This is a genomic window from Halomonas binhaiensis (genome assembly GCF_008329985.2).
Taxonomy (GTDB): Bacteria; Pseudomonadota; Gammaproteobacteria; order Pseudomonadales; family Halomonadaceae; genus Halomonas; species Halomonas binhaiensis.
Genome location: NZ_CP038437.2, coordinates 3,569,267 through 3,583,436 on the forward strand (window position 1 = coordinate 3,569,267; position 14,170 = coordinate 3,583,436).

General features: G+C 56.9%; 12 protein-coding genes. 3 read left to right on the plus strand and 9 right to left on the minus strand.

What is annotated here, in order from left to right; translation table 11 throughout:
* The first annotated feature begins 162 nt into the window (after positions 1-162).
* On the plus strand, positions 163-1,167 hold the full coding sequence (cra, locus tag E4T21_RS15610) for a catabolite repressor/activator (protein WP_149285924.1): 1,005 nt from the start codon (positions 163-165) through the stop codon (positions 1,165-1,167).
* Between the two features lie 71 nt (positions 1,168-1,238).
* Here the strand turns inward: cra and E4T21_RS15615 are convergent, their stop codons facing one another.
* The 5 genes from E4T21_RS15615 to E4T21_RS15635 form a co-directional block, all read right to left on the minus strand.
* Positions 1,239-3,593 carry an ATP-binding protein gene (locus E4T21_RS15615; RefSeq protein WP_149285925.1) on the minus strand — a complete coding sequence of 785 codons (2,355 nt, stop codon included), beginning with the start codon at positions 3,591-3,593 and terminating at the stop codon, positions 1,239-1,241.
* 88 nt (positions 3,594-3,681) lie between these two features.
* The gene (locus E4T21_RS15620) at positions 3,682-4,125 is read right to left on the minus strand and encodes a putative pterin-binding protein (protein WP_240349182.1); all 444 of its coding nucleotides are present in this window, start codon (positions 4,123-4,125) and stop codon (positions 3,682-3,684) included.
* Positions 4,126-4,438: 313 nt separating this feature from the next.
* Positions 4,439-4,867, minus strand: a complete 429-nt coding sequence (locus E4T21_RS15625) for a universal stress protein (protein WP_149285927.1) — start codon at positions 4,865-4,867, stop codon at positions 4,439-4,441.
* Between the two features lie 12 nt (positions 4,868-4,879).
* Positions 4,880-7,477 (minus strand): TRAP transporter permease, encoded by a 2,598-nt coding sequence (locus E4T21_RS15630; RefSeq protein ID WP_149285928.1) that lies wholly within the window; start codon positions 7,475-7,477, stop codon positions 4,880-4,882.
* A 104-nt stretch (positions 7,478-7,581) separates the two neighbouring features.
* Positions 7,582-8,565 carry a TAXI family TRAP transporter solute-binding subunit gene (locus E4T21_RS15635; protein ID WP_149285929.1) on the minus strand — a complete coding sequence of 328 codons (984 nt, stop codon included), beginning with the start codon at positions 8,563-8,565 and terminating at the stop codon, positions 7,582-7,584.
* A 411-nt stretch (positions 8,566-8,976) separates the two neighbouring features.
* On the opposite strand from E4T21_RS15635, the gene E4T21_RS15640 reads away from it, so the two are divergent.
* Positions 8,977-9,507: a macro domain-containing protein gene (locus E4T21_RS15640; RefSeq protein WP_149285930.1), complete on the plus strand. Its 531-nt coding sequence runs from the start codon at positions 8,977-8,979 to the stop codon at positions 9,505-9,507.
* Between the two features lie 61 nt (positions 9,508-9,568).
* Here the strand turns inward: E4T21_RS15640 and E4T21_RS15645 are convergent, their stop codons facing one another.
* The 4 genes from E4T21_RS15645 to lysM all read right to left on the minus strand — a co-directional run bounded on the left by E4T21_RS15645 (position 9,569) and on the right by lysM (position 13,060).
* Positions 9,569-10,864 carry a TRAP transporter large permease gene (locus E4T21_RS15645; RefSeq protein WP_149285931.1) on the minus strand — a complete coding sequence of 432 codons (1,296 nt, stop codon included), beginning with the start codon at positions 10,862-10,864 and terminating at the stop codon, positions 9,569-9,571.
* A complete protein-coding gene (locus tag E4T21_RS15650) occupies positions 10,854-11,330 on the minus strand; it encodes a TRAP transporter small permease (protein ID WP_149285932.1) in 477 nt (158 codons plus the stop codon). Before E4T21_RS15650 ends, E4T21_RS15645 begins: the two co-directional genes overlap by 11 nt.
* Before the next feature lie 3 nt (positions 11,331-11,333).
* A complete protein-coding gene (locus E4T21_RS15655) occupies positions 11,334-12,284 on the minus strand; it encodes a DctP family TRAP transporter solute-binding subunit (RefSeq protein WP_420827745.1) in 951 nt (316 codons plus the stop codon).
* Between the two features lie 314 nt (positions 12,285-12,598).
* Positions 12,599-13,060: a peptidoglycan-binding protein LysM gene (gene lysM / locus E4T21_RS15660; RefSeq protein ID WP_149285934.1), complete on the minus strand. Its 462-nt coding sequence runs from the start codon at positions 13,058-13,060 to the stop codon at positions 12,599-12,601.
* Between the two features lie 311 nt (positions 13,061-13,371).
* On the opposite strand from lysM, the gene E4T21_RS15665 reads away from it, so the two are divergent.
* Positions 13,372-14,127: an outer membrane protein OmpK gene (locus E4T21_RS15665; protein WP_149285935.1), complete on the plus strand. Its 756-nt coding sequence runs from the start codon at positions 13,372-13,374 to the stop codon at positions 14,125-14,127.
* The last annotated feature ends 43 nt before the right edge of the window (positions 14,128-14,170 follow it).

Here is a 14,170-nt window from a genome sequence, read left to right on the forward strand (position 1 = left end):
TCGGATCATGGCAAGGCAAGCTTGCTACAACTTTCGCAGGGTGCAGCATGTCCATAAGCAGGTAGAATGCGTTGCCAGTGGGCGCAACTGCCTGCCAGGCAGCAAGTAACGCCGCTAACGCCGCAGGGGCAACTTCAGGAAGCGCTGAATAAAGGAGATGTCATGACATTGGCCGAGATCGCGCGACTGGCTGGTGTTTCACGTACCACGGCCAGCTATATCGTCAATGGCAAGGCCAAGGAGCGACGTATTCGCCAGGACACCATCGACCGGGTCATGACGGTGGTCAGGGAGCACGGTTATCGCGTGGATGCCCAGGCCGCAGCCTTGCGGCGCGGTTCCAGCCGTATCCTCGGTCTGATCGTTCCGGACCTGGAAAACAGCAGTTATGCTCGCCTGGCCAAGCACCTGGAACGGGGCGCTCGTGCGCAAGGCTATCAGCTGCTGATTGTCGGCTCTGATGACAGACCCGACAGTGAGCGAGAACTGGCCTTGTCGTTGCGCGCCCAGCGCTGCGAGGCACTGATCGTCGCCAGTTGCCTGCCGCAAACCGATACGTTCTACTCCGAACTGATGGACAGCGGGTTACCCATCATTGCCGTGGACCGGGGTCTGGCCGCAGAGCGCTTCGCCAGTGTCGTCAGCAACGACGCAGAAGCTGCGCAACGGCTGACCCGCTCGGTCATCGGTCCGACAGTGAAGAAAGTCCTGTGGATGGATGCTGTGCCACATCTTTCCATCACCAGCGAGCGCCGTTCCGGTTTCGAGGCCGCGCTGGCCGATGCTGGTCACGAGGTGGAGTGCACACTGCTCAGCGCCGAGCATTATGCGCGCGAGGAAGGCGCCCGCATCTTCCGCGACTACCTTGAGCAGAACGGCTTGCCCGATGCCCTGATCACCGCTTCATATACGCTGCTCGAAGGGGTGCTGGACACGCTACTGGCCCAAGGAGGTCTTCCCCCTCGCCTGGCCATGGCCAGCTTTGGCGACAACCGGCTGCTGGATTTCCTGCCCTTGCCGGTGAATTCGGCCGTACAGGACCATGAAACGATTGCCCGGCATGCACTGGCATTGGCCATGGAAGCGATCAATGGAGAGTACCGGCCACAACGCGTGGTCATACCTCGCCACCCACGTTGGCGCCTGCCGCCGGCTGCCAGTGCGTGACCTCCTGGCATACATGTCGCTGAAAGAACCAAATACATGGCCGCCAGAAGCCATCCGCCCTCTGTCGCAGCTTACTGTTGGAAAGCTCGCTCATAGGCGGCCATGGTCTCCTTGAGCAAGCGAGGTAATCGTTCCAGACAGTCGGTCGTATCCTCGCAGCGCCCTTCCCGGGCACGACGCTCCAGCAGTTCTGCAGTCGCCGCCATGGCGTCGGCACCAATGCCTGCGGACTCTCCCTTGAGCTGATGCGCCAGGCGCCCGAGCTCGGAGGCATCATGACATTCTGCGGCGCGAACAATCATCGGCAGTCGCTCTTCCACCTGTTGCTGGAACAGCTGCACCAGACTCTTGCATTGCTCATCCCCCAAACTACCACGCAAGGAATCAAGGGTCTCCGCGTCCAGCACTGAACCCATGGCTGGTGTTGCGGGCACTTTCACTACCGTGTCGAAGAGATAACGCTGAAGCAGCGCCGACAGATCATGCCTCAGAATCGGCTTGGTCAGATAGTCGTCCATTCCCGAGGCATGGCATTCTGCCTGATCGTACATGGCACCGCCGGCCGTCATGGCCACGATGGGAACACTGGAGCACCAGTCACCACGAGCCCTCAGACGTCGCGTTACTTCGCGGCCATCAAGGTCCGGCATCTGAATATCCATGAGGATCAGGTCGAAGCGTCGCTGTTCGCACAGCGATAGCGCTTTCTGCCCGGAAGCAGCGAGACTTACCCGACATCCCAGGCTTTCCAGCATGGCCTGCGCCACTTCCTGATTGACCACATTATCTTCGACGACCAGCAACTCGACTTCGCTCGGCGCCTTTGGCTGTGACAGCCCCCGGACGTTGGAAAGACCTGCAGCCTTAGTGGCTTCACCATCGGTGGGATGGGAGGGCTTGGCACTGGCTGAGCTAACCGATGACTCGCTGCTGGCGAAGGGCTCTTTTAAACTGGCTGAAGGCTCTTTTGAACTGGCTGAGGGCTCTTTTGAACTGGCTGAAGGCTCTTTCGCACTGGCTGAGGGCTCTCCCGGTGCATACACCTCCCCCTGTGCCGAAGGAGCTTCCCAGGATGGCAATGGCAATTCGAACCAGAAACGGCTGCCTTGCCCTTCACTGCTTTCGACACCGATCTTGCCATCCATTGCTTCGACAAGACGCTTGCATATAGCCAGGCCAAGTCCCGTGCCACCGTAACGCCGGACGATAGTGGGCCCCCCCTGGCGGAAAGGCTCGAACAACTGACTCAACAGCGCTTCATCAATCCCTCTTCCGGTATCGATGACCTCGAACAGCACCTGGTCACCATGCCCTTTCCTCGCCAATACCCTCACGCTGCCCACCTGGGTGAACTTGATGGCATTGGTCAGAAGGTTGAGAAGAACCTGGCGCAAGCGCCCCGCGTCGCAACGTACATAACGTGGTAGATCCGAGGCCAGATCGGCACTGAGGGAAATTCCCTTGGCTTCCGCCCGGGGCAGAAACAGGGCAATGGCATCATCGACCAGGGGCTTGAGTTCCACAGCCTGAATATCCAGGTCCATGCGCCCGGCCTCGATCTTGGAGAAGTCCAGGATGTCGTCAATCAGGCCCATCAACTTGTAGGCACTGTCGTGGATGGTATCGGAATAATGACGAGCCCGCTCTGGCAGCGGCTGCTCGCGCATCAACTCACTCATGCCAATGACACCATTGAGCGGCGTGCGTATCTCATGACTGACCGTGGCCAGAAAGTCCGACTTGGCCTGGCTGGCCGACTGCGCCTGACGGGCACTGACTTGCAGTTCGGCACTGAGTATTTCCAATGCCTGACGCGACGCTTCATTGTCACGCGCCTGACGCAGCAAGGCCATCAACATCACGACCCCAGCCAGGCTCATGCCAAGAATCAGGACCATCAGCCACATGTACATGCGCTGTAGATGCAGGCGCTCTTTATAGGCGCTATTGGCCAGATGCTCATTGATGGCAATGATCAGTCGCTCGGTAGGCTCGCTCAGTTCGGCCAGTTGCTGGCCAATCACCGAGACCGTCCTGGCATCCAGATGTTCCAGTCGCTCGATCTCTTCGTCCATTGCATTGAGACGAAATTCGATTTCATCCAGCAAGCGTGCTGCCGTCGCAGAACTTTTCAGCATCTTGCGACTCTCACCGCCCTGGAACAGATTGAGTTTGCTATAGAGTAATTCGAAGCCGAGGCGAAAGCGCTTCAAGGCCGCCTCATCAAGCCCGTCACGGAGAAGCTGGTGACGCAGTACTACCGTATCCCGGTCAAGCTTGTAAGCATGCCAGGTAACGTTTTCCCCCAGGCCATGTTTCAAGTTGTCGTGGCGCCATAGCGAAAGCCCGATCAGCACCATGGCGGCAGTAAAAAAGGCCAAGGCAGCAACTGCACTGATCTTCAATCGCAGCGGATATTTCTGCACCAGTGCTCTCTCCTGCCGGGAATGGCCGACTTATCCCAGTTCATGGCGATTCCCATGCTCTCTCAAGGCACCCTATCAAGGCACTCTATCAAGGAACAGGGACTTCGATAGAGTCCACCTGCCATACGGAACGAAAGCGGATGGCCTCATTGTTGTTCAACTCAGGGTATTCATCGAAAGGATAAAGCACGAACAAGGGACCAAAGTCCCGAATCGCCATCGGTTCGCCATTGCTGGTCATGGCCAGAATCACATCATAGTGGTCGATATCGGTCACTGGGATCTCGGCTGCAAACCCATTGAGGGCATGTATCACGACATATTCAGATTCAATGCCGGCAGCATTCAGCACGCTGCGTAACAGTGGCCCCTTGAAAACGTTGGCCTTGCGGTGCCAGGGAGTATCAGTCACCAGGGTGCGACCTTCCAGAGAGCTCAGCATTGCCCGGTCAAGCCATAGCTCATCCCCCACATTGGGATGATCGATGTTACCGGTGACCTTCAGAATCACTTGCCCTGACGGAACAGGCAATGGATCGCTCTCCCTCTTTGAAGATATTTGAGCCGAAGCCAGGAGCGCTCCCGTCATCAGCGCAGTGGCCAAACCCCAAAGAAGTATACGTTTTAACATGACGTGACTCGTCCCATTGATTCTCACCCGCTGATATCCCCAGCCAATACCTGTTTCAGCGAGGCGGGAGCAAAGCCAATATGCTCGCACAGTCATCAGCCTAGTTGAACTGCAATAAGCTCAACATCGTGTCCAGGACAGTGATAACACTAAATGAAAGCCCCCCAGGCCGAGGACATGGCTCAGTCTGGGGGGCAGTGGCAGCACCAGAGGATCAGCGCACGATCATTACGGAGATCTTGCTGTGATGGACCACATGTTCCGCATTGGGCCCAATCACATGATCGACAAACTTGCGCTTGGTATGGGAGGCCATGACGATCAAGTCAACTTTCAGCTTCTTGCTGGCCTTGAGAATGCTCTCCCAAGGCGATCCATCAGCCAGAACAGTATGTATTTCAATATCCTCCGGCACGTTGTCCTTGACGAACACCTGCAGGGCTTCCTTGGCGGTTTCATGCGCCTTGGCAGCGAAGTCTGGTGGAAAGTAAGCCCCTACCATCGGCATGCGATAGTCCGGCAATACCGTGACAATATGCAGTGACGCACCAAAGGTGCGACACAGCGCCACTGCCACCGGTAATGCCTTCTTCCAGGACTCCTTCTCATTGAGATCCACGGAAAGCAGTATCTTCTCGTACATGGCATTCCCTCCTCAGGCCTCGGCGCCTGTCGCTTGCTGGTGGCTGCGACGCCGACGTTGCAACAGCACCACCAATCCGAAGACAACCAATGCCGGGAACCACATCAGTTCTTTGGGCCAACGCGATACCGGCGCCAGGACTTCCTCGATCTGCTGATCGAAATCGAAGCCCATTTCCTGCGCTTCACTGCCGAACGTCACCATGTCCACGATCGCCTTGTCATCTTCGATCAATAGCTCAAGCCCCAGGTTTTCCAGGCGCTCTTCACCCGTCTTGCCCTCTGGCACCGGCAGTGTCATGTAAGTGACCTGTTCATCACCGTAGGCATCTTCTCCACGCACCTTGAGGCGCAACGGTGTCTCTCTATCAGCCTCTCCCAGGGCCTGGACGAACTGGGCCGGGGGAATGCTTTCATAAGGGTCGTGGATCATGTCCATCCAGAAACCGGGACGGAACAGAGAGAACGCCACCAGCAGCAGCAGAATACTCTCGTACCAGCGGTTACGGGTGATCATGAAGCCCTGAGTTGCAGCGGCAAAGATCAGCATGGCAATGGTTGCCACGATAAAGACCAACACCCCTTGCAATGGTGAGACATCAATCAGCAACAGGTCCGTGTTGAAGATGAACAGGAACGGCAAGGCAGCAGTACGCAGGCTGTAGTAGAAAGCCTGGAAACCCGTGCGAATAGGATCACCGCCAGATAGCGCCGCCGCGGCAAACGATGCCAGCCCCACCGGTGGTGTCACATCCGCCATGATGCCGAAATAGAACACGAACAGGTGCACGGCGATCAGCGGTACCAGCAAGCCATTCTGTTCGCCAAGCTGGACAATGACCGGTGCCAGCAAGGCCGACACGACAATGTAGTTGGCGGTGGTGGGCAGGCCCATGCCAAGAATCAGACTGAGGACAGCCGTCAACAGCAGGATCAGCATCAGATTGCCCATGGACAGGATTTCCACGACATCCGCCAGCACCAGGCCGACCCCCGTCTGGGAGACAGCACCAACGATGATGCCCGCTGTCGCCGTCGCGATACCAATGCCAATCATGTTGCGGGCACCTGCTATCAGACCTTCCCACAGATCCAGAAAGCCTTCGCGTACATCTGCCGAGAAATTGCTGCGCCCACGGAAAAATGCCGTGATCGGGCGCTGGGTGATCATGATGATCATCATCAGGACCGTCGCCCAGAAGGCAGAGAGCCCTGGCGACAGTCGTTCGACCATAAGGCACCACACCAGCACCAGCACCGGCAGGATGTACTGCAGCCCCACCAGTACCGTAGGCCGGGTCTGGGGTAGCGTGAACACCGGCTCGTTGGGATCATCGAGTTCCAGCTCGGGATAGTTCGAAGCCAGCTTGAGCAGACCAACATAAATCGCGGCCAGAACCACGGCAGCTACCCACGGCGTTGCATCGCCCAATATCGGCTTCAGCCAGCCAAGCCCGTAATACACCACCAGGGCCGCTATCATCATCAACAGCAGGCCACCAAGGAAGCCGATCAGCTTGCGTACCAGCGGCTTGGGCGGATTGGAGCTCTTGAGGCCCTGCATGTTGGCCTTCAGCGCCTCGAGATGAACGATGTAGACCAGAGCGATATAGGAGATCAGCGCAGGAAGGAAGGCATGCTTGATCACTTCCACATAAGAGATGCCGACATATTCCACCATCAGGAAAGCCGCAGCGCCCATGACAGGAGGCATGATCTGGCCATTGACTGATGAAGACACTTCCACGGCTCCGGCCTTCTCAGCCGAAAACCCTACTCGCTTCATCATCGGAATGGTAAAGGTTCCGGTCGTGACCGTATTGGCAATGGAGGAACCAGAAATCAGACCGGTCATGCCGGAAGCCACGACAGCCGCCTTGGCGGGGCCACCGCGATAGTGCCCCAGCATCGAAAAGGCAACCTTGATGAAATAGTTGCCCGCTCCTGCCTTGTCGAGCATGGCACCAAACAGGACGAACAGGAACACGAAACTGGTCGACACCCCAAGGGCAATACCGAAGACCCCCTGAGTGGTCAGCCACTGGTGGTTGACCAGGCCATAAATGCTGACCCCACGATGAGCGAGAATACCCGGCATCCAGGGACCGGCCAGGGAATAGATCAGAAAGATCGAAGCGATGATTGTCAGAGGCGGCCCCAGAGCTCGCCGCGTCGCCTCGAGCAGCAACAGGATTCCAATCACACCGACGATGACGTCCTGCAAGATAGGTGAACCAGGGCGATGGGAGAGTTGTTCATAGAAAATGAACATATAGGCCCCGGCGCTGGCGGCGATGATCGCCATTATCCAGTCTTGCAATGGAATGCGGTCTCGCGGCGAACGTTTGGTCGCCGGGTAGGCCATGAAGGCCAGGAACAGGGCAAAGGCCAGGTGGATAGAACGTGCTTCAGTGGCATTGAACACGCCAAACCCCGCCATGAAGGGTAGCGGGGATGCAATCCACAGCTGAAAGAGCGACCACACTGCCGCTACACCTACCAGCAGTTTTCCTGGAGCGCCGACCGGCTTGCGCGCTCCGGAATCACTTGATGCGACCATCTCTTCGAGGTCCACATCAGCTCTCGCGGCCTGTTTGTTGTCCTCAGTCATAAGCGTGCCTTGCTCTTGTGAGGGTTGATGAACGGACTGCGCGGCCGCCCAGAGGGAAGCCGCGCAGTAATGACGCAACCATTGAATAAAGGCAGCTCGATAACTTACTCGATCCAGCCCTGTTCACGGTAATAGCGCTCGGCACCGGCGTGCAGCGGTGCAGACAGACCTTCGGAAATCATGTCCTCAGGTTCCAGATTGGCGAAGGCCGGATGTAGCTTCTTGAAGCGGTCAAAGTTCTCAAATACCGCCTTGACCGTCTGATAGACCAATTCCTCATCAGCATCTTCCGAGGTCACCAGAGTAGCCGCTACACCAAAGGTCTCGACATCATCCGGGTTGCCCTTGTACAGGCCACCAGGAATCGTGGACATGGTGTAGTAGGGGTGCTCCTCGACAATGCCTTTTACGGTGTCATCATTCAGAGGAATGAGACGAGAATCGACCGTGGTCGTGGCTTCCTGAATGGCACCATTGGGGTGGCCAACCACATAGGCCATGGCATCGATATTATTATCAGACAGGGCAGAAGCCATCTCGGCAGCATCCAACTCGGAAGCCAGCGAGAACGTATCGGTTGTCCAGCCCTTGGCATCCATCACCACTTCCATGGTGTTGCGCTGGCCAGAGCCCGGGTTGCCGATATTGACACGCTTGCCTTCCAGGTCATCCAGTGTCTCGATGCCTGAATCGGCCCGGGCCAGCAGGGTCAGCGGCTCACCATGCAGCTTGAAGATGGAACGAAGTTCCGGGTAGGCCTTGCCTTCGAAATCACCTGTACCGTTGTAGGCTTGATACTGTACATCAGACTGGGCAACACCCAGGGTCAGTTCGCCACTACGGATGCCGTTGACGTTGGCCACGGAACCACCGGTGGACGGTGCGTTACAACGAATACCGGTCTCTTCGGCGTTGCGGTTGACGAAGCGACAAACGGACTGGCCGACGACATAATAGACGCCGGTCTGGCCACCAGTGCCGATGGTGATGTACTTATTGTCGTCCTGAGCCATGGCCGGGGATGCAAACATCGCAGCTCCCAGAATGGCACCGGATACGGCAGCGGTGAAGAAAGCATGGCGCTTCATGGTCACACCTCTCTGACATTATTCATTGACATTAAGCGGGTCTCATCGAACGTTCTCTGGTCCGGCAAGGCACTCGCAACCTGCTACTTTAGCGGAAAACGTACTGGAATTGCGCACGGATTTTCCATCAAGGCGGAGAGTCTAGCCGTAGGTAACGTTTAGTGGGCGTTAATTTTTTTCTTTTTTGTGCCGGGTCAATCAGCATGGTCTCGGGGGCACAGCAAGCTCAGCATTGTTGTTATTACCTTTTGCTCACCTTCTTTTGCTCATCTCTGTTATCAGAGCATAGCGGCTTGCCCGGAACGCGCCAGCCTGGCAGGTGGAACAATCACGACTATCCGACAAATGGACTACCCTTTACGCATTTCCTCCAATGAGTGCTGACGCACTTCGGCATGAGCAAGAATCGAGATGAATACCCAGCCCCCTCTGATTGAATGCATTCAGGGAGATATTGCCGCACAAGCGGATATCGATGCTGTCGTCAATGCGGCCAATGCTCAACTGCTGAGCGGCGGGGGCGTTGCTGGCGCCTTGCATCAAGCCGCCGGGCCGGAGCTTGCCGAGGTCGGTCGCTCGTTGGCACCTATCCGTCCAGGCCAGGCGATCATCACTCCCGCATTTCGACTCCCCAATCGCTACGTGATCCACTGCCTGGGGCCGGTCTACGGTATCGACGAGCCAAGTGACGAGCTCCTGGCAAGCTGCTATCGCGAAGCACTGAAGCTGGCCGAAGACAACGCTGTCACCAGCATCGCCTTCCCGGCCATTTCTACCGGAGCTTTTGGCTACCCATTGCTGGAAGCGACAGAAATCGCCCTGGGCAGCGTGCTGACCACCCTACCCTCATGCCCCAGCATTCAACTGGTGCGCTTTGTCCTGTTTGATGGTGCCAGTTGGCGATTGCATCAGCAGTGGCTGGAGAACCTGGTACACCCGTGATATGCAATAAGCGTGAGGAAGTCGCCTTCCTCACGCTTCACTTCGCCTGCCAGCCACCCACTCAGACGTTGTAGCCCAGTACTCTGGGCAACCACAGGGCGATTTCCGGGAACAGCGCAACGACTGCCAGGGCCGAGCCCATGGCAACGACGAACAACAACGCCCAACCCACTGTCTGCTCAAGGCGTATCCTGGCCACTTCAGCGGTCACCATCAGGTTCACCGCTACCGGAGGGGTAAACTGGCCGATGGCGATGTTCATGGCCAGCAGAATGCCGAACCACACCGGATTCCAGTCAAAGTGCTGCATCACCGGAATCAGGATCGGCATCATGATCAAGTAGATCGAGATGGCATCCAACAGCATGCCGGCAGCCAGTACCGCGAGCATGACCAGCACCAGAAGCAGTGCGCCGTTATCCGTCAGGCCGATCACCCATTCCGCCAGATGGCGGAAAGTACCCAGCATGGTGCCGGCCCAGGCAAAAATGCCAGCCAGGGCAATGATCAGCATCACGATGCCGGAGATCACGGCGGCTTCGCCAAACAGTGCCCACAGGTCCTTGAGCGACAGCTCCCTGGTCCACCACAAGCCGATGACAACGCCATAGGCCACTGCCACTACCGCCGCTTCTGTCGGAGTGAACAGGCCACTGCGCAAGCCGCCCAGAATCAGCACCGGAGCAAAAAGAGCCGGTATGGCCTGGCGAAAGCTCTCACCCAAAGGAGGACGCTCGACACCATCCGGTTTCTCCCAGCCATGCCGACGAGACAACCACAGCGCAGGTATCAACAGCGACAGGCCTGCCAGTATTCCCGGGAACAACCCGGCAGCGAACAAGGCGCGCAAGTCCACTCCGGGCACCACGATGGAATACAGGATCAGTGCCACAGAAGGTGGTATCAGGATGGCTGTGGAGGCCGAAGCGGCGATAAGAGTAGCCGAAAACGGCTTGGGATAACCGGCTCGGGTCATGCTGGGCAACATCACCATGGCCACGGCTGCCGCATCGGCAGGACCGGAACCACTCATGCCCCCCATGATCATGCACACCAGCACGGCCACCACGGCAAGGCCACCATGACGAGGACCTATCAGTGCCTGAGCAAATCGCACCAGACGGGCCGCCACACCGGAGCGTTCGAAGATCAGCCCCGTGAGAATGAACAGTGGAATCGCAATCAAGGGGTACTTGGCGATGCTGTTGTAGGTATTGGTGCCCAAGGTGGACAGCATCGCTGGCGGCAGTCCGGCAATGATACCGACCGCTCCGGAAAGTCCCAGGGAAAAGGCCACCGGCACCCCAACCAGCAGAAAAGCGAGGAAGGTCACCAGCATCCATAGATCAGGCGTCATCCGTGAACCTCCCACGCCACCGATCGAAGGCTACCTGGCATTGACGCAGCAGCATCAGTGCCGACATTAACGGTAACCAGATCAGGTACCACCATTGCGGCAAGCCAAGACCAGGAGACAAGGTCTGCCATTGATACTCCTGCCAGGTCATGGTTCCGCCAAACCAGGTAATCAGGCCCAGCACCACGACCCCGCACACACCTTGAAACAGGATCAGTACGCGGCGACCTCGCTCGGGCAAGGCTCTCTCGAGCAAGCCAATGCGAATATGGCGGTGAGAACGCAAAGCGACCGAAGCCCCTGCGAAGGTCAGCAGTACCAGCAGAAACACAGAGAACTCTTCCGTGAAGGCAAAAGAGCCCCCGGTGATATAACGCACCACGACATTGACCAGGCTGATCAGACCGATGATCACCAGTGCCAGGGTTGCCAGGATACGTTCGAATCTAGCGTCAGGACCTTTCACGCCTCACTGCGCCTCGATCGCATTGCGCGCAGCTTCGACCAGTTCCTCACCAATGCGCGGTATCCATTTGTCATAGACATTGGCCGTGGCATCCACGAAGGCCTGGTATTGCTCATCGCTCAGTTCCGTGACAGTGACACCTCGCTCCTGGATGTCAGCCAGCCTGCCGGCTTCCTGCTCTCGGGTCATCGCCACTTCCCAGGCGCCAGCTTCGACCGCCGTTTCCTTCAGCAGCGCCTTCTCATCGTCAGAAAGTGACGCCCACACTTGCTGGTTGGCGGCAAAGATCAGTGGATCATTCATGTAGTTCCACAGGGTCACATGGTTCTGACCAACCTGATCGATACGCGCCACATCGAAAACCGACAGGGGGTTTTCCTGCCCATCCACGGCACCAGTGGTCAAGGCAGGCTTGGCATCAGCCCAACTCATCTGAGTCGGATTGGCACCCAGCGCGGAGAAGGTATCCTGGAACAGCGGCGAACCTACGACACGGATCTTGAGCCCTTCGAGATCCGCAGGTTCGTCAATTTCGCCGGAAGAGTTGGACAGCTGGCGAAAACCGTTCTCCCCCCAGGCCAAGGGGACAACGCCACGAGCCTCGATCGCTTCGAACACCATGTCGCCCGCTTCACCTCCCGTCACTGCATCGACTGCTGCCTCGTCAGGCATCAGGAACGGCAAGGAAAACAGGTTGAGTTCTGGTACCTGGGGTGACCAGTTGATGGTCGATCCAACGGCAAGATCGATCAGTCCAGAGCGCATGGCCGAGAATTCCCGGGTCTGGTCGCCATTGACCAGTTGCGAGTTGGGATACACCCGCAGCGTCAACTCACCATCAGAGCGCTCTTCCACCAGATCCGCCCATTTCTGAGCCGCCTGCCCCCAAGGGAAGGCATCGGACAGCACCGTGGAAACGGATAATTCCCGGGCCTGGAGGCTGGTGGCAAACATCGCCGCAAAGGCAGTGCCCACCAGTGCGCATGACAGTCGTGATAAGGAGCGTGAAGGGAGATAGGAAAACATGGCGTGTCCTTGCATTGCACCTGTGGAAGGAAACACCCACTTGCCGCTGCATCCAGGCCGCAAGTTCAGTCGTTCCCCCACCCAGAGCGAGTGAATCGAATCAGCGTTTTTATTGGTCTAACCAGCAGACCAATATGCCTGTAAACCCCGATGCCCTACAAGGTTTAGCCATGAAAAACGGCGGCTTTTCGCCACCGTTTTTCATGGGACACATCTAGTACAAAAGTATAAATAAAATGCGATCAGCTTTCCGCCAAAGCGGGAATACGCAAGACCTGACCTGGGTAGATGCTATCCGGGTCCGAGAGCATCGGCTTGTTAGCCTCGAAAATGACAGTGTATTTGGCGCCATTTTCCTTGCCGTAATTCTCTTCGGCAATCTTCCATAGATTGTCGCCCTTCTTGACGGTGTAGAAGACCGCCTCCTTGGTGGCGCCCCCTGTCTCGGCAACCTTCAGCTCATCAGCCTGTACCTTGGATACTCCAAGGGTGTTGCCGACAGCGATCACCACCTTCTCGAAGGCCGACTGATCCGCTACTTCTCCCTTCAAGATGACCTGCTCTCCATCTACCGACAGTTCAACGTCATCAGTACCAAGCTGATGAGAGTCGAGCTCCTTTTTCAGCTCAATGACATCTGGAGCTGCATCGTCCACCACACCCAACTTCTTGCCTACCGACTTAACGAAATCGAAAACACCCATATCAGCTTCTCCTGTTTCAGGCCCGAAATAATGGGCTCACGCAGGCCCCTCGTTCAACTACCAATGCCTCAGGAGTCCGTTTTGGCACAACACTCTTTCAGGTCCCTTATTACCTGACTCCCCCAGTGGCGGTACCCCAGCAGTCCCTCCTCGTGGACACACAATCTGTGCCACACGAAGCCACTAACATGTATACACACAATTGACATATTGAATACAAAAAACTAGCTTGATTGGGTCCCATATGAGCGGCCTATAGGCCAATCAATGACAACGACCTCATAACAACCACAACCGAAGAGGGACGAGGAATGAAGAAGGCCTCACTTTGCCTGCTTGCTGGATTCACTGCATTGGCAACCCAGAATGCCTCAGCGGCTTATAGCACCACCAAGGTTGAAGCACTGTATGGCTGGGATTATGAAGATCAGGCCGATGCCGGCTTTGGCATCGACAACAGGCAACACAGTATCCTGACGTTCGCCAATGCCAGCGGCTGGACCTATGGCGACAGCTATTTCTTCGCCGATTTTTCCAACTATGACCAGAATGCCGAAGATGAGCAGGACTACGGCAGCACTCATGCAGAGTGGATCGTACGCGGTAATATTGGCGCCATGACGGGTACAGATCTGTCATTCGGCCCGATCAAGGCAGTCTATGTAGCGGGAGAACTAGACCTCGACCGTAACGCCTCCGTGCGCAAGACTGCCCACCTGGCCGGCCTGAGTTTCGATGTAGATGTACCGGGTCTGGATTTCTTCAAGGTACATACCCTGTACCGCAATGATGAAAGCAGTGCCGCGAAAGGAAGCTCCCAGCAATACACCCTGGTGTGGTCGAAGCAGTTCGACATTGCTGGCCAGCCTTTCTCCTTCGAAGGCTTCCTTGATTACATTACCGAGGAAGGCGACCTGGCCAAGCAGATCCTGACCCAGCCACAGCTGGTATGGCATGCCAACGATCACTTGGGCATCGGCATCGAGTATCAATACTGGCAAAACAAGTTCGGCCTTGAAGACACTGACGAGTCGTTACCCCAGGCCATGGTGCGCTGGACCTTCTGAGCGCGGACCTTCTGCACAAAAAAGCGCCGCCCTCGTCGAGGGC